The organism is Paenibacillus sp. J31R34 (genome assembly GCF_059383715.1).
Genome location: NZ_JBXENU010000004.1, coordinates 396,936 through 420,225, shown reverse-complemented (window position 1 = coordinate 420,225; position 23,290 = coordinate 396,936). Strand labels below are relative to the sequence as shown.

Annotated in this window: 20 protein-coding genes; all 20 read right to left on the bottom strand. The window is 50.6% G+C overall.

Going from position 1 to position 23,290, the window contains the following annotated elements:
* Positions 1–20: 20 nt before the first annotated feature.
* Entirely contained in the window at positions 21–179 is a 159-nt protein-coding gene (locus tag AC50YG_RS14580; protein ID WP_338556873.1) for a YqzL family protein, read from the bottom strand.
* A gap of 107 nt (positions 180–286) precedes the next feature.
* Positions 287–1,210, bottom strand: a complete 924-nt coding sequence (era, locus tag AC50YG_RS14575) for a GTPase Era (RefSeq protein ID WP_473757769.1) — start codon at positions 1,208–1,210, stop codon at positions 287–289.
* On the bottom strand, positions 1,210–1,656 hold the full coding sequence (gene cdd / locus AC50YG_RS14570) for a cytidine deaminase (protein WP_341278407.1): 447 nt from the start codon (positions 1,654–1,656) through the stop codon (positions 1,210–1,212). The genes era and cdd overlap by 1 nt, the downstream gene beginning before the upstream one ends.
* A 21-nt stretch (positions 1,657–1,677) precedes the next feature.
* A complete protein-coding gene (locus AC50YG_RS14565; RefSeq protein WP_494827668.1) occupies positions 1,678–2,049 on the bottom strand; it encodes a diacylglycerol kinase in 372 nt (123 codons plus the stop codon).
* Complete coding sequence (gene ybeY, locus AC50YG_RS14560; protein WP_494827666.1) at positions 2,049–2,546, bottom strand: rRNA maturation RNase YbeY; 498 nt, start codon at positions 2,544–2,546, stop codon at positions 2,049–2,051. Before ybeY ends, AC50YG_RS14565 begins: the two co-directional genes overlap by 1 nt.
* Positions 2,543–4,801, bottom strand: coding sequence for an HD family phosphohydrolase (locus tag AC50YG_RS14555; protein WP_494827664.1), 2,259 nt, complete (start codon positions 4,799–4,801; stop codon positions 2,543–2,545). The genes ybeY and AC50YG_RS14555 overlap by 4 nt, the downstream gene beginning before the upstream one ends.
* A gap of 17 nt (positions 4,802–4,818) precedes the next feature.
* Entirely contained in the window at positions 4,819–5,790 is a 972-nt protein-coding gene (locus AC50YG_RS14550) for a PhoH family protein (protein ID WP_338551966.1), read from the bottom strand.
* 6 nt (positions 5,791–5,796) lie between these two features.
* Positions 5,797–6,990, bottom strand: a complete 1,194-nt coding sequence (yqfD, locus tag AC50YG_RS14545; RefSeq protein WP_494827663.1) for a sporulation protein YqfD — start codon at positions 6,988–6,990, stop codon at positions 5,797–5,799.
* Positions 6,991–7,002: 12 nt separating this feature from the next.
* On the bottom strand, positions 7,003–7,281 hold the full coding sequence (gene yqfC, locus AC50YG_RS14540) for a sporulation protein YqfC (RefSeq protein ID WP_341278412.1): 279 nt from the start codon (positions 7,279–7,281) through the stop codon (positions 7,003–7,005).
* A 173-nt stretch (positions 7,282–7,454) separates the two neighbouring features.
* On the bottom strand, positions 7,455–7,994 hold the full coding sequence (locus AC50YG_RS14535) for a YqfB family membrane protein (RefSeq protein ID WP_494827661.1): 540 nt from the start codon (positions 7,992–7,994) through the stop codon (positions 7,455–7,457).
* Between the two features lie 55 nt (positions 7,995–8,049).
* Complete coding sequence (gene floA, locus AC50YG_RS14530; protein WP_056029336.1) at positions 8,050–9,042, bottom strand: flotillin-like protein FloA; 993 nt, start codon at positions 9,040–9,042, stop codon at positions 8,050–8,052.
* Between the two features lie 47 nt (positions 9,043–9,089).
* On the bottom strand, positions 9,090–10,478 hold the full coding sequence (locus AC50YG_RS14525; protein WP_494827659.1) for an NfeD family protein: 1,389 nt from the start codon (positions 10,476–10,478) through the stop codon (positions 9,090–9,092).
* 214 nt (positions 10,479–10,692) lie between these two features.
* A complete protein-coding gene (locus AC50YG_RS14520; RefSeq protein WP_046229920.1) occupies positions 10,693–11,136 on the bottom strand; it encodes a GatB/YqeY domain-containing protein in 444 nt (147 codons plus the stop codon).
* Between the two features lie 15 nt (positions 11,137–11,151).
* A complete protein-coding gene (rpsU, locus tag AC50YG_RS14515; protein WP_046230300.1) occupies positions 11,152–11,325 on the bottom strand; it encodes a 30S ribosomal protein S21 in 174 nt (57 codons plus the stop codon).
* 100 nt (positions 11,326–11,425) lie between these two features.
* Entirely contained in the window at positions 11,426–13,360 is a 1,935-nt protein-coding gene (locus AC50YG_RS14510; protein WP_494827656.1) for an FAD-dependent oxidoreductase, read from the bottom strand.
* A gap of 143 nt (positions 13,361–13,503) precedes the next feature.
* Positions 13,504–14,433 (bottom strand): polysaccharide deacetylase family protein, encoded by a 930-nt coding sequence (locus AC50YG_RS14505; RefSeq protein ID WP_494827654.1) that lies wholly within the window; start codon positions 14,431–14,433, stop codon positions 13,504–13,506.
* Between the two features lie 43 nt (positions 14,434–14,476).
* On the bottom strand, positions 14,477–14,821 hold the full coding sequence (locus AC50YG_RS14500) for a histidine triad nucleotide-binding protein (protein WP_494827652.1): 345 nt from the start codon (positions 14,819–14,821) through the stop codon (positions 14,477–14,479).
* A 129-nt stretch (positions 14,822–14,950) separates the two neighbouring features.
* Positions 14,951–15,568 carry a hypothetical protein gene (locus tag AC50YG_RS14495; protein WP_494827651.1) on the bottom strand — a complete coding sequence of 206 codons (618 nt, stop codon included), beginning with the start codon at positions 15,566–15,568 and terminating at the stop codon, positions 14,951–14,953.
* 86 nt (positions 15,569–15,654) lie between these two features.
* Entirely contained in the window at positions 15,655–19,647 is a 3,993-nt protein-coding gene (gene addA / locus AC50YG_RS14490; protein ID WP_494827649.1) for a helicase-exonuclease AddAB subunit AddA, read from the bottom strand.
* A complete protein-coding gene (addB, locus tag AC50YG_RS14485) occupies positions 19,622–23,209 on the bottom strand; it encodes a helicase-exonuclease AddAB subunit AddB (protein WP_494827647.1) in 3,588 nt (1,195 codons plus the stop codon). The genes addA and addB overlap by 26 nt, the downstream gene beginning before the upstream one ends.
* Positions 23,210–23,290 lie beyond the last annotated feature (81 nt).

Sequence of the window (23,290 nt, the reverse complement as noted above, 5' to 3'; positions counted from 1 at the left end):
CAGGCTGCGCGCCCACTGTACTAAGGAGAAGCTTCTTCTAGCTCGGATGCCCACTGCTGGTCATCACCGAGCAAAGCATTAGGATGATCCGCTTCTCCAAGCTGATCCATTTCCTTGTAGAGCATATAAGACTCCACATCACCGGTCAATGTAAAATACTTCCACGAAAAATTCCGCAATCGTATCAACCCTTTCCGCCTCGGAAATGCTGCTCCAGACGGTATTAGATTGCGTTGATCGAATGAATGTTATCCTTAGCAATTTTCGTCAAATTAGAAGCGGCCCATTAGTCGTTTCTAAAGCCTAAATCTTTAAGCACTCTCTCCTGGTTGCGCCAATCCTTCTTGACCTTAACCCACAGCTCAAGGAACGTACGGGAGCCAAGAAGCGCTTCAATATCGCGGCGCGCAAGCTTGCCAACTTCCTTGAGCAAGGCACCCTTCTTGCCGATAATAATGCCCTTCTGGGAGTCGCGCTCGACATAGATGACACAGCCAATGTAGACAACGCCATTCTCCTGCACCTTCATATCCTCAATCGCAACTGCAATGGAATGTGGAATCTCCTCACGCGTCATATGCAAAATTTTCTCGCGCACCAGCTCCGTTACAACGAACTGCTCCGGATGATCCGTAATTTGATCGGCAGGGTAATATTGCGGCCCTTCTGGCAAATAACGGATCAGCTGATCCATTAGTGTCTCCACATTATTGCCCTGCAGCGCAGAAATTGGAATGATTTCCGCAAAATCATATAAGTCTTTATATTTCGTAATAATCGGCAGCAGCTGCTCTGGATCGATTTTGTCGATTTTGTTCAGCACGAGAAAAATCGGCGTCTTAACCTTTTTCAGCTGTTCGATAATAAAACGGTCGCCGCCGCCAATGCCATCGGCTGCATCAACAAGAAACAGGGCAGCTTCGACTTCCTGAAGCGCGCTTTGCGCGGTTTTCATCATGTAATCGCCAAGCTTGGACTGCGGCTTGTGAATGCCTGGCGTGTCTAGAAATACGATTTGCGTATTGTCTTTCGTGTATACGCCATGGATTTTGTTGCGTGTCGTTTGGGGCTTGTCCGACATAATGGCAATTTTTTGCCCGATCAAATGATTCATCAGCGTAGACTTGCCCACATTAGGTCGGCCGATGATGGCTACAAAGCCGGAACGAAATTTGCCGTTTGTACGGTTGTCAGTTGTAGGTGTACTCATTAGGCTTCAGCTTGCCCCTTTTTCAATACCATTGGTGTAAATGCTCCAGGCAGCAAGTCCGAGACGGTCGAAATCGACCAGTTGCCCCGCAGATTGCCCATAATGACTGGCGTATCTGGGTAAAGCAGCTCAACGAGCACCTGGCGGCAAATTCCGCATGGCGTAATAGGTTCTTCCGTATTTCCAATAACCGCTATTGCCTGAAATTGGCCTGGCTGCTTGCCGTCGGCGATGGCCCGAAACATAGCTGTGCGCTCCGCGCAGTTGCCAGGACCATAAGCGGCATTTTCAACATTGCAGCCAAAGTGGACATGCCCGTCGTTATCCAGCAGGGCAGCGCCAACATTAAACTTGGAATACGGGGTGTATGCCCGCGTCATCGCCTCACCTGCCTGATTAAGCAGCGCAGCATAATTCTCCTGTAAACCTTCATAAGTAACTGTCATTTATTGTTAGCTCCCTTAAAATTACTGGCTTCCCGCCGTTATTACCTGCCATAATGGCGGGCCAAGAATAATAAAACCAATGAAGACGGCAAAGCATGCTGCTAGCAGTACAGCGCCAGCAGCAACATCTTTTGCCGTCTTAGCGAGCGCATGGCGCTCCGGGCTTGCAAGATCTACAACCTTTTCCACCGCAGTATTAATCATCTCTGCTACGATAACGAGTGCCATCGTAAGCAGCAGCAGTGCCCATTCCATACCTGAAAGCGATAGAAAAGCACCGAGCAGAATGACGGCAGCAGCGACCAGCACATGAATGCGCATATGGCGCTCATTTTGCACGCCAAATGCTATGCCCGCCCACGCAAATCCTAAACTGCGTATGAATTTTTTCATTAACGCGACAAGCCTGCCTTCGAAAGCACAGCTTCCTGCTTGCTCGTCATCACTGCCTCATCGCTTTCCGTCTCGTGATCATAACCGATTAAATGCAGAAAGCCATGAACGAACAGGAAGCCAATTTCCCGCTCCAGCGAGTGGCCATACTCCTCGCTTTGCTCGACCGCTTTCTCAACGGAAATGACGATATCGCCCAGCATGCCCGATATAGGATCAAGCTCATCTTCGCTTTCTACTTCAAAAATGATGTCCAGCTCATCCGTGCCGTCATCCTGCATGGCAAATGACAGAACATCAGTAGGACGATCTATATTACGGTAGTCGCGATTCAACTGATGAATTTGCTCATTATCGGTAAAAGTCAGCGTCACTTCGCCCGTTGTCATTCCTTCCGCTTCGCCAGCCAGCCTAAGCAACTGCTCCAAGCGGGCGAGCCAAGCCTCGGGAATGTCTACCTTATTCTGCTCATTGCTATAATCCAGCTGCAAACTCATGCTAAACGCTCCTTTGACTTAACATCCTCAGGGTACTCAATGCGGGAATGAAAAATCCCGATGACGCTTTCCTTGAGCGACTGTGCGATCTTATCCAGCTCCTTGAGCGTCAAATCGCATTCGTTGTATTGGTTGTCATCCAGCCTGCTTTTGATGATTTTGTTGATCATCGCTTCTACCTGCTCAACCGTAGGGCTGCGCAGGCTGCGGACAGCTGCTTCCACGCAATCGGCGATGCCGACAACGGCGGCTTCCTTCGACTGCGCTTTCGGGCCAGGATAGCGGAAGTCATCCTCCGTAAATGAAGGCTCCTCCCCGTGCTCCTCAGCCTGCTTAAGCGCCTTGTAATAAAAGAATTTCAGCGACGTCGTGCCATGATGCTGCTCGGCAATATCCCGAATAGGCTTCGGTATATTATGCGCCTTGAGCATATCGACGCCGTCCCGCGCATGGGCGCAAATGATCGACCGGCTAAGCTTTGGATCAATCGAATCATGCGGATTTTCCATATTCGTCTGATTTTCAATAAAATAATTCGGCCGCTTCGTCTTCCCTATGTCATGGTAGAACGAGCCTACACGGCAGAGCAGCCCGTCCGCCCCGATGGACTCAGCCGCAGCCTCCGACAAATTGCCGACCATGACACTGTGATGATACGTTCCCGGTGTCTCCGTGAGCAGCTTGCGCAGCAGCGGATGGTTCGGGTTAGACAGCTCGACTAGCTTGAGCGCCGACAAAATGCCAAATGTCACTTCAAAAAACGGCATAAGGCCAATAACAAGCACAGCTGTAAGCAAGCCGCTCGCAAAGGCAAAGCAAAGCGAATACACAAGCGGCCCTTGATCCAGCCGCTCCGTCAGCAGCATAAGCGTAAGAACGGAAAACGTACCGAACAGGCTGACCATAATGCCCGCCTTTAAAATCGTCGACCTCTGGCTCGCTCGATGAATCGAGAAGATAGCCGCGACAGATACGACGATAATAACAAAGCCGTATTGGAAATCGAAAATTTGATTTTGCCCCGTGCCCGAATTCAGCACAATGCTGCCGATAATCGCAAACAGAATCGAGCTAATCAACGCCAAATGCATATCCAGCAGCAGCGTAATCAGCATCGTCCCCAGCGCCGCAGGAGCGAGGAAGCCGACATACGGGATCTCATCGGTCTGAATCAATGAAATAATGATCATCACAATGATGTTGATCAAATAAATGAGCCACAGCATTAAAATTTGTGCATTATTATATTTCGGCTTCAAGCCGGAAATGCCGCCCGACTGATGCAAATAGCTGTACATTGCCGCGATGAACAAAATGGACAAAATAAGCAAGCCAAGCTGCGGCCAATAATTGCGTTTATCCTGCAGCAGCGCCGAATCCTTCAGCAGCTCATACATTTCCGGCGTAATAACTTGACCGCGCTTGACGAGAACATCGCCTTCCTTGATGACCACCTGAGGCGTGTTTTTCTTCGCCTGGATTTTCGCTTCATCCGTTGCTTCCTTATCCAGAAAGCGATTCGGCATAATCGAGAAGCGTGCCAGCTCCTGCACGATTTCACGGCTAGTCCGGTCGGAGAGGGAGCTTGCGTTCACCAGCTCCGCCACACGGGTACGCGCAGCATCGGCGCTGCGGAGCTGCTCGCTCATTAGCTTGCGCACGATCTCCTGCGCAACCTGGCGCATTTCCGTGATTGACTCTACGGACATCCGCGGCATTTTATAAAACGTTTCCTCTGGAATTGCATATTCCTGCTCTTTGATAACGACCGCCATCTCATCGAGCAGCGTATCGCTATAAGTGCCATTGCCTTTGTTCACCTTGACGTAATTATCGACAAAATCGGGATACCGGCCAGGGATTTCATTGCGGTATATATCGATTTTATTTTGCGTCGTTACCTGATCGTCCTGGTTCAACTGCTCCATGCGCGAAAATATCTCGCCCAGCAGCAGCTCGCTGCGCAGCGCAACGTTCGAATAGATCGCATCTACGCGATTAGCCGCTTCCTCCTGCGCCTGCAGCGTCGCCTTGCTGTCCGGTATTTGATGGGGAGCGACGATATCCTTCTCGCTGGCAACGCCCTCTTGAATATCATAGGTTTCCGGAACGAGATGCGGAGCGAGACTGAAATAAAACAGCAACACAAATAATAACATGAGCACGAAGCGGACAGCTACGCTCTGTTTCCACCCCGCAGCCTTGGTGCTCTGCAGGTTCCCCTGTTTACCGGAATGATTCTGGTTCTGGTTCATGGAGCGGACATTCCTCTCTATGCTTTGTTCTCAGCGTCCTGATTGTAGGCGACAATGATTTTCTGCACTAAGGAGTGACGGACAACATCCTGCTCGGAAAAAAAGATAAAGCCAAGTTCGTCTATATTTTGCAAAATCCGCTGTGCCTCTATTAAACCTGAGTTTTTCCCTCTTGGCAAATCAATCTGTGTCACGTCGCCGGTAATAACCATCTTGGAGCCAAAGCCTAGCCGTGTCAAAAACATCTTCATTTGCTCCGGCGTCGTGTTCTGGGCTTCATCCAAAATAATAAAGGAATCATCAAGGGTCCGTCCACGCATGTACGCAAGCGGGGCAACCTCAATGGTGCCGCGTTCAAAAGCCTTTACCGTCTGCTCAGGTCCCAGCACATCATGCAGGGCATCATAAAGCGGACGCAAGTAAGGATCGACCTTCTCCTGTAAATCGCCGGGCAGAAAGCCGAGATTTTCGCCTGCCTCGACAGCTGGCCTTGTCAGTATGATTCGCTTCACCAAGCCCTGCTTTAAGGCGGCTACAGCGAGCACGACAGCCAAGTAGGTTTTTCCTGTGCCGGCTGGACCAATACCGAATACGACATCATGCTTGTGAATGGTCTTTACATAATGGCGCTGGCCGATTGTCTTCACCCGGATGGGCTTGCCGCGAAACGTAGTTGTAATTTCAGCCTTGAATAAATCAAGAAGCTCTTCTGCCTGCATCGTACGGGCCAAATCAAGCGCATACATCATGTCCCGCTCTGAAGGCATGTAGCCGCCTCTTACAAGCTGCAGCATGACGCTGAACAGCTGCTCAAGCGAGCGTACCTCCTGCACAGCACCAGAAATGACGATTTCTGCTTCACGAGATGTGATTGAGGACTCGCACTGCGCCTCTACCAGTCTTAGGAACTTGTCCTGTGGACCAAATACCGCTAATCCTTCTCCCGCGTTTTCCAGCGGAATTCTGACGACTATTGTTTCATTTTGCAAACAACCTCAATCTCCTTGCATCTGGACTAGGGGCATCTCTTTCACAATCGATTGCTCTACTTCAAAAAGAACTTTCATATAAACTTTACCATTCTCCGTCTTTTCATGCAAAACAATTTCATCCCGGATGACCGCATCGCTGCCCGCTTTCGTCATAACATTCGCTTTCGCCTGCAAAATTCCACCCGCGCGCGCTTCATCCGCTGATAGTTTCAGCTCTTCCATATGTACTTCCATTACCGTCTGCTTCATCCGACCGAAGGGCAGGCTTATGCTTTTAAAGTTCACCTTATCCTCCTCGACGATCGTCTCCGACTGCTCGTACGGATTTTTGCCGTAGCCGCTCACCTGCAGCGCTCTGCCGCCAATGACGACGTACCACTTCTGCTTTTTTTCCCCCGTATATACTTTAACCTGCTGCGACATCGGTGAAGCAATATTAAACTCATACCAGACCAGCCCACGTACCGAGCCCTTTGCCACAACCGTTTGCGTATAAGCGCCGCCGCCCAGCGTGCCCGAAATCAACGTTTGCCCTTTTTTGACCTTCGCGTTTTTCTTTACGACGGCACGACCGCGTTCCGTATAAATTTCCGTAATGACCGCATCGGCTGACGCAATGAGGTGACGGGGATTTTCCAATTCCCGATGGTCCGGTTCTGTCGTTTCCGCCACTTGAATGATGATTCTCGTTCCTTTCTTCTCCACCCCAATCCACGTTGCTTTCGGCAGCTTGTTGACGAGCCTCTTGGATATAATATCCGTATCCTCCAAACGGAACGACCATTGGAGCGGAAAAATCCCCTCCTGCCTTGCCGCCTCTATAATTTCCTCTTCCGTTAATTTCAAGTTGCCCTTAACCTCAACCGACCATATAAGCGAGGAAAGCAAGTAGATTCCAATGAAAAATAACGCAATGCCTGCGATGAAAAATTTCCGTTTTTCCAGCCTTACCAACCAAAACGGCATCCCTTGCCGCTTTACGACATGCACCCTACAGCCTGTCTCCTTTAAAAAAGGCTTTAAGCGAAAATAATCGCTCACAGACACATCAAACTGCAGCTTGCCATCGCCCGTCCAACCGATGGACGCAAGCTGCAGCCCCCCTTCCAATGCACGATTCACAAGCCGCTCAGGTTGTCCGCCCCTGATATTAACCGTAACGACGCCGAGTACCCAGTCCGACCATTTCAGCTTCAAGCCGCTCCCCTCCTACTCCCGCAAGGCTATGCCTGTAATTTGACCTTCAATAAAAACCTCTTCTGTCCAAATCGTTCGAATAACGAGCGAGTTTCCCGTCACCTCAAGCTCGCCCTTGCTGAGCGCAAGCCTAAGCTGCTCGCTGGAAAAATGTATGACACCGCGATGGTTCTCAATATATAACTGGCGATCGCCGATCATCGTCAGCCGGGGAAGATCATAGACGACATCCTGGGGCAAATCCAGAATATCCGCTGTCATTTTGCGAAGTTTGCGTTTTAAACGGTTCATAGGTAAAGGATCGTCCCCCTTATCACGCTCGCCAGACGTTAAATATGACACAAGGCCCATTATCGTACTATATCAATCTATGCGCGGGGTGCTGGTTTTATGAAAAATAGCGCAGCCTTCAGTCATCCGTAATGGATTTCTGAAAGCTGCGCTATTTAAAAGTAAAGCTAATATTATCTGATCTTGCCATAAGGCCGCTTCGATTTCGGCGGGCCCAATATTTCTGACCAGATAACCGCCTTGCGAAGCTCATCAGCGCTCAAAGGCGCTAAACGCGTGTCAGGAACAACCTCAGCCTCGCTGCTAGCCCGATTGCTGCGCCTTGCGGCGGCTTCACGCTGCTGTGACGCTGTTACAGCTGCTTGCTGCTGCTGCGTGCGCTCAAGCGCTCTGGCGAGCTCTGACAGGTGGTGCTGCTTTTCACGCTCAGCCTCCTCCTCCGCTTGGCGATAGGAAATCGACCGTTCCTCATAATCAGCGTCGTCGTCCCATTCCTGGTAGGCCTCTTCCTGATCATAACGGCCAGACTGCTGCTGCACAGCTGTTCCTTGCTGCGGATAGGCAGTATCAGAAGCGCTTTGACCGTTAAAGTCCGGCATTCGCGGATTGTTCCGTTTTTTTGCACTGACCCGATTGAAGATCGACAGGAGAAAGCCGCCGACAATAACGACGAAATAAATATTTTTTGTAATAAACTCAAATATATGTTCCACTGGTTCAGATTCACCTCCAGGGTAAGCAGCTACGCCCGTACTTTATTCTCCATTATTAATTGTCATTTTTTTCGGTTGGGGCATCGCTCTTGCCAATGGAATTACGCATTTGTGTATCCGACTCCAGGTTTTTCAGGTTCAAATAATCCATGACGCCGATTTTTCCGTTTTTGAGCGCTTCAGCCATAGCAACTGGCACTTGCGATTCGGATTCCACAACTTTCGCCCGCATTTCAATAACGCGCGCCTTCATCTCCTGCTCCTGCGCTACTGCCATTGCACGGCGTTCCTCTGCTTTCGCTTGGGCAATCCGTTTGTCGGCCTCAGCTTGCTCCGTTTGGAGATGGGCACCGATGTTTTTGCCTACGTCTACATCCGCGATATCAATGGACAAGATTTCGAAAGCTGTACCGGCATCAAGCCCTTTGCCGAGAACGGTACGGGAAATCATGTCTGGATTTTCAAGAACGTCTTTATGGGAATTTGCCGAACCGACCGTCGTAACGATACCCTCGCCGACACGGGCGATAATGGTCTCTTCACCCGCACCACCGACAAGTCGCTCAATGTTGGCACGTACAGTAACACGCGCTTTAACTTTAACCTCAATACCGTCCTTCGCTACTGCTGCAACCGTTGGTGTCTCAATGACGCGTGGATTAACGCTCATTTGCACCGCTTGAAGCACATCACGGCCAGCAAGATCAATGGCAGCCGCACGCTCGAACACGAGCGGAATATTGGCACGCTGTGCCGCAATCAATGCATTGACAACGCGGTCAACGTTACCGCCAGCGAGAAAATGGCTTTCCAGCTGATTAATATTCAGCCCAAGGCCGGCTTTCGTAGCTTTAATGAGCGGATTAACAATCCGGCTCGGGACAACTCGGCGTAAGCGCATGGCAACAAGTGTAATAATACCAATACGAACACCCGACGCAAGTGCGGAAATCCAGAGCATAATTGGAAAAAAGCTCAGGAAGACAGACAGTGCAATAATCACAATAACCGCTATAATCAATATTGAAACAACCGGATCCAGACCCATTTATAAATACCTCCATTGCTTTAGTAAAGCGCTGAGTCGCGCTTATGTTATGCTTTCATTGTCTCTTTCACAACTACCCAAGTACCTTCCGCTTTGACGACGACAACACTTGCTCCGGTTGAAATAAACTCGCCTGACGTTACGACATCAATCCGCTCTTCACCGATTTGTACTGTTCCAGCAGGTCTTAACGGAGTAAGGGTAACCCCCTCAAGTCCCAGCAGGCTGTCTTTCTCATCTGCGGATACATAACCTTCTTCCTTCGTCAGCTTATCGCGAAGAATGAATTTGTTCCAAATGCCTCTATGTCTATATTTTCTGAAAATATAATACATCACAAGAACAGCCACAACGAGCGCTGTGACGAGTGAGATAAACGCCGTCATCGGATCGGATGCTGCGGTAACTACACCAGCAACGAGTGCTGCGCCGCCTAACAGTCCCAAAATGCCGAAGCTTGGAACGAATACCTCGATAATGAGCAAAGCCAAGCCTATAACGAAGAGAACAATCGATTCCATGCCTGCAAATCCGGCAACATAATGACCGAAGAAATACAAGCTGAAAGAAATGATTCCCAGAATGCCCGGCACACCAAAGCCTGGCATCAGAAGCTCAACTACGATGCCCGCAATACCAAGGATGAGCAGCACGGTCATCACATACGGATTAACGAGCCAGCGTGATACTTTCTCAGCCAGCGACGGCTCAAACGAAATGAGCTGCTTCTGATCAAGCTTCAGCCATGTAATAGCTTCCCCTACAGAAGCTGCGATATGCTCCGCGTAGCCGCTAGCCAGCGCCTCGTCGGCGGATAGGGATAATATTTCCCCTGCCGGCTTCTCTATGCCTGATTTCGGCAAGCTAACCGCCACTGTCGTATCCACCATGGCAGCTGCAATATTCGCATCCCGGCCATTCAGCTTTGCAGCCTCCATCATCGTCTTCGTCCAATAGGAGACGATCTTCGGGTTATCAATCAATTGGCCTCCGCCATCAACGACAGCCGCTGCGCCAATTGTGCTTCCCGGCTCCATTACAATATTTTGCGCATTGAGCGCAATGTAAGTACCTGCCGACACCGCTTTGCCTTCAATATAGGCAGTTGTAGGAATTGCGCTTTTGCGGATGACCTCCCCGATCTCCTCTGCGCTGGTTACTTCTCCGCCGAACGTGTTAATAACGAGAACGACACGTTCCGCCTTAGCTTCGGCCGCTTCTTTGTAAGCGCGCTCCAAAAATGATTTAAGACCGCTCTCAATCGTCTGTTTGACTGGAACAATGTAGACCGCTCCACCAGCTTCATCCGCGGCAAGCTGCTGTGCCTTTACAGGCTGCATACCGACCAGCAGGCCGCTGCCTAATGCGACAACCAATGCTGAAAAAACAGCTAATTTCGACCAGAAAGCGGTTTGGCGCCATTTTTTTATATTCAACCTTCCACCCCTCCTTTATAGCCATTATATTCGTTATTACGAAGGATTACCCTGAAACGTTGCAAAATAAGCTTAAATAGCTTACACCAACTTACGCCAACTGACCTATTTGATAAGAAAACAGAGTCCTTTTTCATGCGCATCCACCTATAAATGACTGAAATAAAAAGCAAAAAACACCCCTCGGAAGGGATGTTTTCGTCCGAACATATCGTTATTGCAGAAATTGTTGTACGAGCTGATTTACTAGTTTACCGTCAGCGCGCCCTTTTGTTTTAGGCAACAAGGCGCCCATGACTTTCCCCATCTCGGCTTTGGAAGAAGCACCGAGTTCATGGATGGTCTGCGTTACTATCGCTTTTATCTCTTCTTCGGTCAGCTGCGTGGGAAGGTATTGACTAATAATTTCAATTTCTGCGTTAAGACCTGTTACCAGGTCCTCACGGCCGGCTTTGCTAAATTCTTGGAGGGAATCTTTACGTTGTTTGATCTCACGACTTAGGATATCAAGCATTTCACTGTCGTCCAAAGGACGCTTCAAATCAATTTCCAAGTTTTTAGCTGACGCACGCATCATACGAATGGTTGTAAGCCGGAACTTGTCCTGATTCCTCATGGCCTGCTTCATATCGTCGTTCAATCTTTCGCTCAGGTTCATTATACTAAGAGCCTCCTAAAACTTTCTCTTACGAGCAGCCTCGGACTTCTTCTTACGCTTTACACTCGGCTTTTCATAATGTTTGCGTTTCTTAACCTCAGCCAACACGCCATCTTTAGCGATAGAACGTTTAAAGCGGCGAAGTGCAGAGTCAATGGTTTCATTTTTCTTAACCTTAGTTTCAGACACAAGTTTTCCCTCCCTCCGAAACAGACCGTCCAGAGCATTAAACACGGTTTATCAAACTCCATTATAAGTCAAAACAAAATACAGTGTCAACTCACTAATTTCACTCGTAAACAATGCCAAATCCATTTTTCAAAATATCGTAGAACATCATATAAGTATCCCCATTCGTCAGCTCTTCTACATTGAGCATTTGACCAATGATTTCCTCACTAATCCAGCCACGGGAAATGAGATCCTTAAGCGCCGCTTCTCTCGTCGTATCGAGTCCAGCCGTCAGTGCCAGCATATAGGCCGACTGCTCCAATGTCAATGGTCCAGTCAATAAATCCTTCATATCCTTGACCGCACCGTCAGGAAAACCGGGGAACTGGTCAGGATGCGCCTTTTTGAGCGTTCTAAGCTTGTTCAAATAGCGCCCAATGCTCATCGAGCCATCAAGGTCCCATGCCTCATTCGAATAGCTTCCAGACGTCATATACATGCTGGCTGCTGCCACAAGGCCCTTATAGTCCTTGTGTTTCATGTAAGCAGGCTGTTCGAACTTTTCATAGGTCAAGTCCATGCCCTGCTTAACGAGCTTCTTGCGCAGCTTGCTGATGAGCTCCGTCGATTGGGACAGCTCTCTGACTGTGATGTCATTGCTAATGGCAAGGCTCGCCGCCGCTCCTGCAGCTTCTGCCGTCGCCATGCCTAGCGGAATGACCCTTGCGCTGCCATGAGGAATGGTGTCAAAGCTGGCTGAGCGTCCGACTACGAGCAGCCCATCGACTTTAAGTGGAACCAAGCTGCGGAACGGAACGCCATATTGCATCGGGCTTAGCATAATTGTTCCCACATCGCTGTAGTTGATGCTTTGAATATCAACATCGTAAGAGCCATAAGCGATTGCATCCCATTTATCCCGATTTTCCAGCACATCGGCCAACGTCAGCCTGTACTCGCCATAAATATGCCGTGATTCTCTTATATACAGCTCTGATGCAGTACCCGCGTAGTTCATATTGGCGAACTGTGGGTATGTCTTTTTTAAATAGTCAACGATGAGTGGCGACTCTTTTTTGCCGACTTCCATGCCGCGAGCCACGGATTCCGGATCTAGCGGGTCAACTCCATAAATCTGCATCGTGTTAAACAACATCGTTTCATTGTTTTCCCTGCCTATATTAAGACTGCGAATTTTCACCTTCTCGGGGTCGCTTGGCGGATATTTTCTGGCATCGCCAAATCCCCATATGCTCGTGCTGTCTAAGCCTAAGCCTTCCAGCCCTTTGAAATTCCGCCAAGCCTCGTTCGTCACATTGTCCATTCTAAACACGAGCGTTGCTGCCATCTTCGCCTTGCCTTCGCCAATATCCTGGCGCCCAATAGAGTATGGCACGCCAGAGGCGGCAGCGATATCAGCATCCTGCGAAGCATCAATGACTACTTTTGCCGCAACCTTCTCGGCCCTGCCATCCGGTTTAGTAATCGACAGCCCAGTTAGCTGCATATTCTCGCCGGACTGCTGCAAAATCGGCTCCATCTTCTGCACATGCATGAGCAAATCAATGTTTTGCTCCTGTTTAATCATTTTGTAAAAGACGTTGGCCGCCGTATGTGTATCAACCGAGCTGCCTTCAACCTGATCAAACCACTCCTGAAATAACCCTTCATTCAAAAACTTCGATTTGTGCAAATAGCGATAATACCACGGCTGATTTGGGGAATAATTCAAATCGAGCGTATTCAGCCCGCCCAGCGTCATTAAACCGCCCAAAATATCGCGGTCTCTGCCTTCAAGCAGCAGCACGCTCAGCCCATTTCTGGCGCCAGACACAGCAGCCATTATTCCTTCCGGATCGGTACCGACAACAATTAAATCATAGCTCGACTTTACGGCCTCAACCGATTCGACCTTCGTAAAGGGCGCTTGAACACGGTCAATGGACAAACGATCGATAGAAGCTGCTTTAAATTTATATAAATAATAGCAACCGACCAGCATCAAAAAAGCGAGAGCAACGATCGTCAACATTTTATATTTCTTCTTCAACAACTAAAATAACCTCCGAATTATGAATGCCGCCAAGCAGCAAAGCTTTCATTACTAGATTAATAGACTTCATTGGCCGAAAAAGGGCAGGCTCCCGCTTCTCATTAGGAGCCTGCGTATCATGCGAATGCTGCGCCTAAACTGCATCAATGCAAAATGGCTTCCGGATGAAGCAGCGTATGCATATCCGTAGAAGAAGTAACGGTCAACCTCGGAACCAGCATTGGATCGGTTCCCGGCTCAGCAAAACCGCTGCGTACGGAGAACGCCATCCGATAACCATTTTCACGCAAATGATAAATAATCTGTGTGTTCGCCTCGCCGTACGGGTAAGCAAAATAAGGCGAGTCAATGCCAAGCTCTTTTATTTGGTGAATATCATTCGTAATCAGGCTGGCGTCTGCAAGCGAAGAATAGGCAATTCCGCAAACCGCTGTCCCTTTTTTGTGCAAATCATAGGTGTGGCTGTGATATTCAAATACGTCGCTCGACGCTTTCATTTCCTCAGTGGAAAGAAAGCTTGTTTTTTTCGAATCGAATGCTGCCGTCTTTTGTTGAATATGGGTTCCAACAACAAACATCGTCGCGTGAAAGCCATATTTTTTCAAAATAGGATAAGCATAAATAATATTGTTTTGATACCCATCATCGAACGTAATAACGACCGACTTATCCGGCAAAACACCTTCGCCATTTATATATTTCTCGAGCTGCTCCATCGTCGCTGTCTTGTAGCCATTCGTGTGCAAATATTCCATCCCCTGCTCAAACGATTCCAAACTAATCATGGAATTGTTGTCCGGCTCGCTAATGTCAGCCTTTGGAGCAATGTAGTGGTACATCAATACGGGTACCCGATCAGCATTGTCCGCCAGCGTCAACGCTTTTGAATCCAGCAGCGGTTGATTTGCTTGTTTATGCGTCATAATAAACGCTCTATTTTTGGCTAATTCCCAAGAGGTGCAGATTTTTTTCGTAACAACCGTCCCTGGATGGGCTACTGCTGTAGCATAGACAGCGATTAGAAGGACGAATGACAATAGGCCGGCAGCGATATTTTTTTTGGAACGGGACATACAAACTCCTTTCAAAAACCTTTATTGCATGTTCAGCTTTGCCTTATTCCGCATTTAGCGGGCCCAGCTTCTCGCCTCCAAGCAAATGGAAATGCAAATGATACACCAATTGGCCGCCATCGCTATTCACATTGTTAATTAAACGGTAGCCCGATTCGGCAATGCCCTGCTCGATCGCAATTTGACGTGCTGCTGTGAACAGCTCAGCCATTACAGCATCGTCGTCTGCGGTCACATCATTCATTGTGGCAATATGCTTTTTAGGAATGATTAAAATATGTACGGACGCTTCCGGCTTAATATCTTTAAAAGCAATGACTGAATCCGACTCATACACTTTAGTTGACGGCAATGTACCTTCGACAATTTTACAAAAAATGCAATCCATTCAAAACTCCCCCTAAATTATGTTATACAACCTTATTCCATCATAACGGAATGAGCAAAGCTCGTCCAATCCCCTCAGTCTTCCTATAGGATAAAAGATGGATCGGCATAGGTTTTTGACGGCTCGCAGCTATTGCAACCGGGCATCTGTGTGTTCGCCTATCGCCTGCTCCAGCTTATCCGCAATTTCCAGCCAATTGTTGTAGCCATTGCCGATTTGAATGGACAAGCTTCTGTTTTCCAATGTATCTGTATTAAAAGCCATTACAGCTTCCAGCTGCTTGCTGAATGCCTGCTGAAGCTTCGTTAGATAAGCCTGCTCGGCTGCCGTTAGGGCACCCTCATGGCTGCCGACCTTGGCCAACGACTGCTGCACCGCGTTAAAATAAGCTTCCAGCTTGCCGCTAGCAAACTCCGTGCCATTATACTGATGCGCTTCTTTCAAATAACCCATCACATGATCCACATGACGGAAAGCCGTGCCTGCACTGAATTTGGCCTCATTCCGCTCCAAAAGCTCCGCTGATTTCCCCAGGTTCTCAAGCTCAGGCAATACCGCATTATAAAATGCTGCGGCGCCGATGGCATCGGAAGCGACACGCTGTCCAGTCTCATATTTCTTCTCTTGAATGTTGGACAAATATTGCGAATATAAAAACATGTTTCCATTAAGGCTGCACACCAGCAGCACGATAGTGATTGCCAATGCAATCGGCTTTTTCTTCGGCGGTTGTTGCTCTACTGACACGCTTTCTTCCCCCTAAAATTAAATCGCCTTACTATATATAATTACAGCTATTGCTGCCTCTTCGCCATAAAGGTGCTGCTCCAGCTTCAACGAAGTCGCACCGACTGCCCGCCATCAAAAAAGAATACGTGGCACTGCGCTACTTTACGCAGCAAAACGGCTTCGAGCGCTTCCGCATAAAGCTCCAGCTGAAACCGATGGCGCTCTGCTGCCTGCTCCCATTGCTGATTAATGATCCGGTCCGTTTTATAATCGACCAGCACCAATCCATGCTGATCCTCGAACACACAGTCCACCACGCCTTGAATTAAAATCTGCTCGTCCTTTGCTTCGTCAGCAACGGAGGGGTGCACCCGCGAGGCAGGCAGCATGCAGCTGAATGGCACCTCGCGTTTGACCTCACCGGCTGCCAGCAGGCGCAAGCCAAGAGGGCTTGCGAAAAAAGCAGCAATGTTCATGGCATCGATAACCTCCGCCTGACGCGGTGTCAAGAGCTTGCGTTCTACCATGCCGCGGACCATCTTAATAACGACGTCCCCGTCAACTGTGCCATTAAGCGGTATATGCTGCATGACAAGGTGATTGACAGAGCCTTTCTCCGCCGCTGTAAGTGAAATCTGCTCCATAAACCGCGGACGGCGCAAGCGGAAGGAGCCTCTAGGCGCTGGCTGTAGGTCATTGCTATTATTCGCTTCTCCTTGCTCCCTTGCGACACCCGACTGCTCCGGATGTTCTAACGGCTCCGACGATGAATAACTGCCGCTTGCATTCACATCATTCATCGCTGCGGCTCCAGTGTCAAACAAAGGAGCCGCTTCGCGGTCGGCAAGAGCTTCCCCATGAAGACGTTTAATCTCAGTAACAGACGTTTTGGCCGGCAAAAGAGTTGCAGCTTGATGAGAATAATGAAAATCCAATCGCTCGCTCAGCTCGCTGTCCTGCTCCTCCGGCTGCAGCTCAAGCTGCGCCAGCGAAAGAATGCCTTGCAGCCGCATCTCTCTCTCCTCAAGGCCCTCATTTGGCTGGAGCGCTGCTGCTGCTTCACTGCTGAATACCGCCGCTGCAACGAAGCCTGATCGCCATTCCAGCCTTCTCATGCCGGATAGCTGATCTATTTCCTCTGCATCCTGCTGCTCAAAGCTTGATGCGGCGAGCGGTCCAAGCCAATCTAAAAAAGTCGATGCCGATGCCAGTTTAAAATCCGGTATGCTGCCGCTTGCGTCAACAGCTGCCAGCCAGCCTGGCAGCTTCTTAGCTGCATCTGAAACCGTACCGACCAGAAACATTTTTTCCTTTGGGCGGGTGAGAGCCACATATAAAATCCGCATTTCCTCGGCCAGCATTTCCATGCGCAGCCTGCGTCGAATGGCTAGAAATGGCAATGTCGGATAGCTGACACGCTGCTGTGGATCCACAAAACGCGGTCCGAATCCGAGCTGCTTATGGCGCAGAAAAGCACTCCGCAAATCCTGCTGGTTAAATGACTTGCCGAGACCTGCCGTGAACACGACGGGAAACTCCAGCCCTTTGCTCTTGTGGATCGACATAATGCGGACGACATTTTCCTGCTCGCCGAGCGCCCTTGCCGTGCCAAGATCCCCTCCGCTATCACGCATTCGCTCTACAAAACGCAAAAACCGGAACAAGCCCCGGAAAGAGGTTGCCTCGTAACCGCGAGCGCGGTCATGCAAAGCGCGTAAATTCGCTTGGCGCTGCGTGCCGCCAGGAAGACCGCCGGCAAAATCATAATAAGCGGTTTCTCGGTAAATACGCCAAATGAGGTCAGCCAACGCGCCCTGTCTGGCCTCGCTGCGCCAGCGCTCAAGCTGCGCGAGAAAATGGGTCAGCTTCTGGCGCAGCGCCTCTGGAAGCGTTAGGCTGCCTTCGGCAGCTAGCAGCGCTTCAAAATAGCTGACGCCGGACTTTTCTATCCTTATGAGCGCCAGCTCCTCGGCGTCCAAGCCGAAAATAGGAGATCGCAGCGCACCTGCGAGCGGAATATCCTGATACGGATTGTCAATGACACGAAGCAGGGACAATATCGTCTGCACTTCAATGGCATCAAAATAGCCGCTGCTCAGCTCGGCATAAGCGGGTACCCCATCAGCCTGCAGCTCCTCGATGATAATAGGCGCCCACTGCGATGTCGCGCGCAGCAAAATAACGATATCCCGCCATTCCAATGGACGGCTCCGTTTGTTTTTGCCATCATAAACGCGGTAGCCGCTGTCCATAAGCGATTGGATTTTCCGCGCAATCAGCCGGCCTTCCAGCTGCGCTGTCTGCAAATCCTCCGCCGACTCAGCAGCGTCTTGCCCCTCTTCCTCATCCTCTGGCTGCACTTTATCCTCCGCGATGACAGAGCCGGCCTTATCGATGACAATCAGCTCTACTTCGTATGCGCCCGTTTCCTCTGCTGCTGGATAAGAAGCGCCGCATACAAGCTCTGCGCGCTGATCATAATCCATTTCGGCTACGGATTCCCGCATAATGCCGCGAAATACATCATTCACGCCGTCAACTACCTCTTGACGGCTGCGGAAGTTGCGCGCCAGATCAATGCGCAAGCCTGCTGATTGTTCATCGGAAGAAGCAGCTTGAGCTATTGACGATGCATGAGTGGCAGCCTCTTTATCCGCTTCGTCCATGCCCGGCTGAGCAGTCTGTACCGCGTAGCTTTTGTATTTATGCATAAATAGATTTGGCTCCGCAAGCCTGAAGCGGTAAATGCTTTGCTTTACATCGCCAACCATAAAACGGTTCCCCGCTCCCGGTCTTGATATCAGCGTTACAATCGCTTCCTGCACCATATTCATGTCCTGATATTCATCAAGCAAAATTTCATCGAATTGGTTCTGGTATTCCAGCGCCGCATTCGAAGGCAGTGTCTGCTCTACGGACGAGTCTTCCGTGCGCAATATGCGCAGGCAATAATGCTCCAGATCGCCAAAATCCAGCAGCCCCTTCTCCCGTTTCGCTGCTTCATACCTTTTGCCAAAATCAATAATGAGCTCGCTCAGCGCCGCCATTAATGGAGCCAGCTTCTGCAGCTCCTCCAAAAACTGTTCCGGCGTACGCCCGAACAGCTCATCGGCTAATGTGCCGAGCAGCTTTTTGGCACCGTCCCGCAAATCTTTCGCCTGCTCCTGCAGCGATTTGTCATATTCGTCGCCGCGCATCGCCTTTAATTTCCCAAATTCCACCGTATGGAACGGCTCAAACCATTGCTCCCAAGGGCTTTCCTGTACGGCAGTCTTGAGCATGAGGACAAGTGCCAGATCGTCCTCGAAATTGGCAGCATAAGGCGCTGGTCCAGCAGGCTCGCGCGTTAAATCAAGCCCCTTCCGCAGCAGAGCCTCCGCGCCGGCAAGCGCCAGCTCCACATCGTCGCGCAAGCTGGCAACCCAGCTGCTGTGCTGAAGCTCGGCTGCATCTTGCACATTAAAGCTTTGAGCCGTTTCTCGCAGCCATTCTTCAGGCCATGGATGGCTTTGCGCAAAAGCATACAGATCCTGTACGAGCTTATACAGCGGCTCATCGCCGCGTTCTCCGCCCAGCCGGTCCGCCAGCGCCAGAAAAGCGCCACCGGAGCCAGAATCGGCATCAGCCTCGTCATATTTTTCCTCAAAAAGCTGATCCAGCACCTCCATCCGCAGCAGCTCGCTCTCTGTCTCATTGGCGATGCGAAAGCCGGGATCAAGCCCAATCAGCGGATAATAACGGCGAATAACATCTAGACAAAAAGAATGAAGTGTCGTGATCGACGATCTGTTCATCAGCGCAAGCTGGCGCCGCAAATGCTCAGATTCAGGCTGGCGATCCAGCTCCTTCTCCAGCGCAAGGCGAATCCGCTCCTTCATTTCCGCAGCTGCCGCTTTCGTAAAAGTCGCAACGAGCAAACGGTCCACATCGGTCGCGGAAGAAATTTTGCGAATGATGCGCTCCACCAGCACAGCCGTTTTGCCAGAGCCAGCAGCAGCAGCTACAAGGATGTTGGATCCTTCCGTTACAATTGCGCTCCACTGCTCATCGGTCCAGGTGCTGCCTTCTGGTTTAATGGCCTTTATCATTTCCGTCATCGATGCTTTCTCCTTTCTCCAGCCGCTGCCATAGCTCTTCCGTTGAAGGCTTGCGAAGCCGCACATATTCATTGCCGTCAAACAGCGGATCGAACTGACAAACCGCTTTATAATCACAATATTGGCAAGGTATTTTTGTCCCAAGCTTGTACGGCTCAATCGATACCTTGCCACAGCTGATTTCCGAGCCAATTTCGCTAATCGTCCTCCTGACGGAATCCCGCAAAATGTCCCACTGCTTGTCCGTCACGACGGAAGAGCTGCTATAGAAAGCTCCATCCTTCTTAAGCGCTACAGGCAATAGCTCGGAGTATCCCGTTTCCAGCTGATTATCCATGAGGCGCACCGCCTCTGCTTCCGCCGTAACGAGCCCTCTCAGCTTGAAGCGCTTGCGCAGCTCTGCCTTGATTTTCGCTTCCGGCATTTGATTCGACAGCGCAAGCAGCGGATTATGCACGTGAAAATAAAGCACGCCCGCAGGCGATGCCTGCTTTCCAAGCCAGCCGGAAGAATGCGTCACCAATACGTCCAAATACGTTAGCATTTGCAGGGAAAGCCCAAAGGCCACTTCCTCCAGACGCAGCTGAGTCACGCTAGACTTGTAATCCAGCACGCGCAGCAGCAGGCCCTGCTCCGTATCCGCAGCATCTACCCGGTCGATTCGCCCGATTATTTCCATGGACTGTCCATCCTGCAAAGGAATGATAAGCGGCGGCAGCGTTCCGCCAGGCCCAAAATCAACCTCCAGACCGACTGGCTGGAACGCCGCCCGGCGGGCATGCTCACTGAGCATAATGGCCGCCTGCGCTACAATTTCCTTAAGCTTGCGGGCAATATAGCGATAGCGGCCGCTGCTCAGCAATATTTGCGATTGCAGCCTTGGTGCTAGCTCGTCCACTGTATGAACCGCCGCCGCGCGGATTTCACGCTCGGAAGCCGAGCCGAAAGCGTGGCCAAGCCCTTCTTCTCCGGCCAATCGGCTGAGCGCGGCGTGAAATAGTTGTCCCACATCGGGCGCTTCCAGCCGGTTCATTTTACGCTCGCGCAGCTTCAGCCCATGAATGGCAAAATGCTGAAAAGGGCACGACACGAAGCGCTCCATTCTCGAGACACTCGCCCTCAAGCGAACGCCATAAAGCTGCTGTGCCGTATCAGCGGTCAACAGCTCCTCCTGATTCACATATCCAAGCGATTTCGTAAGCAGCGCAAGCTTCGCCTGCCATTCTGGACGTACTGCGAACCAATTGTAAAGCTCCCACCAAAAAGGAGCGATCTCGCTTCCCTGCTTCCAAGCACGCAGCTCCGTTATTAAATACGACAAGGCCCGTTCTGGATGCTGGATATATTCCCTTTGCTCCTTTACAGACATAGCCGGCGTAGGCTCCGCCTGCACTTGCTGTATCGGCAGCCCATGAAACAGCTGTCTTACCTGCCTGATAATTTCGGATGGGAGCAGGCTTTTTCCTTCTTCATCTGCCTCTGACCAGCTCATCCACAAATGACGGCTCGGCGTTGTGAGCACACTATAAATCAGAAAGCGCTCATCGAGCAGCCTTCGCTTGACGCCAGGTGCCATAACCAAGCCTTCCTCAGCCAGCCGCTCCCGCTCCTGATCCGTCAGTACACCATCCTCCTGAAAACGCATCGGCATGACGCCATCATTGGCTCCCAGCACATAACAGATCTGTACCTGTCCGGAACGCGTCCGGTCCATGCTGCCTACCAGCACCTGATCGAGAGCAGGCGGAATGGCTCCTAATTTCAGGCTTTCCAGTCCTGTCTCAAGCATGCCAACGAATATATCGGGAGGCAGCGGTTCATTTCCAACGAGCTCGACCAATTGGTCAAGCAAATTCATGACCCCATCCCACAGCTGGCGATGACCGCGTGAGCGCTGCACACGACCAGCCTCGCTGTCCTCGCGGCTCCAGCGCTCCAGCCGATCCGCCGCCCCCGTATGCTCAAGCAAGCGGTATAAAGCTTCACACATCATGGTGACATTTGAAGCCTTCTCCAGCTCTTTGCCAAACTGCTGCAATGGCGGGACGATTACGCCGCGCGCCGCCATGACTGCTTCGAACTCCGCCTTCGCACGCATGGATGGCGCATTGGCCGCTGCATCCTGTTCTTCCTCAAGCGACTCGACAATGAATGGACGCCATCTTTTTTCATCCAGCCACTTCCAGCCATCGATGCCCGCCGCCAAAACGAAGTTTTCCAGCCAATCAAATTGATCACGGGGAATGCTTCCGTCAAGCGGAAACAGCAGCTCCGTCTTAATACAGCGGAACACCGCCTCATAGCTCCAATTATGCAGCACCGTCTCCAGCGCGGAGCGTATGAACTCGACCAGCGGATGATGAACGGTGGTGTGCCTCTGATCAAGGAAATAGGGGATATTGTATTCTTGAAAAACAGCTTCGATATAGTCGCTATAATCTCCCGTATTCCGCACCATAACCGTCATATCGCGCCAGTTTGTTCTATCTTCCCTTACCCGGCGCAGCATATCGCGCGCCAGCAGCTCCACCTCGGTTCGCCGATTTGCTGCCGCATGCAGCGACAGGCCGCATAATGGACTGGCTGCATCCAGCATAGCCGGATTAGAAAGCGCCATTTGCGTCCGGCCCCCGTAGTGGCGCTCCAAATGAGCCAGCATAGGGCTACTGCTGAACCTGCCCGCCGCTTCACCGCCATCGTTTGTTGTACGCCCATGCATGCCGAGCATAATAGGCTCCAGCATTTCAACTCCTAAGCCCTCCGCCAGCTCCTTCAGCTTTACATATGCATCTGCTGTAGGATGAAACAAATCCAGCTCTAATGGCCGCTCTCCAACCTCATAGGTTCGATTCAGCTTAAGTGTAATCGTCACTTTCTTCGCCCTGCTAATAAGCGAGCTAAGCGCGACATATTCTTTTGGCGTAAAGCCATTAAACCCGTCTATCCAAATTTCCGTGTCTCGAATCGTTGAAAATTCGGACAGCCCCGTTGACAGATGAGCCAAATAATCCTCCGAATCCAAATATTGCCCAGCGAGCTCGGTCTCCAGCTTCTCGTATACAAGCTGCAGGTCATGCAGCTTGCGCTTCAGCAAGGCTGAGTCCTGCAGGGCAGAAGCTGCCTCTTCCCTGCGCTCTGCAATCATCGCCGAATTAATGCCATAACGCTTCCATTCGGTCAACAGCTCCCCAAGACGCTCAATGAAGCCCGGTTTTCCCGCTCCATGCTCGAATAGCTCCAGCTGATTGCCCAGCCGCTGTACGATTTTGTAGAGCAGCATATTCTTGCCCTCGTCGCCAATTGGAATAAGCGCTGTTCCTCCGGTTTCCTGCATGACGCGAAGAGCAAGCCTGCGCAGGCTCAGCACCTGCGCCCGAATCATTCCCTGCAAGCCGCTGCCTCGAAGCAGCGTATACTCGGACTGAAAGGTCGCCTGTTCGGGCACGAGCAAAATAAGCGGAGCCCCGTCCGGGTCTGCGCTCAGCCTGCCGCGAATCGCATCCAGGCAATATGTCGTTTTTCCCGCTCCCGAGCGGCCCAGCACTAATTGAAGCGGCATCATGCAGCCCTACCTTCCGTTACGGTTCTATTATCAACCATACTACCATACCCGTAGCCACTTTTCACGAGCTCTTCAAACATA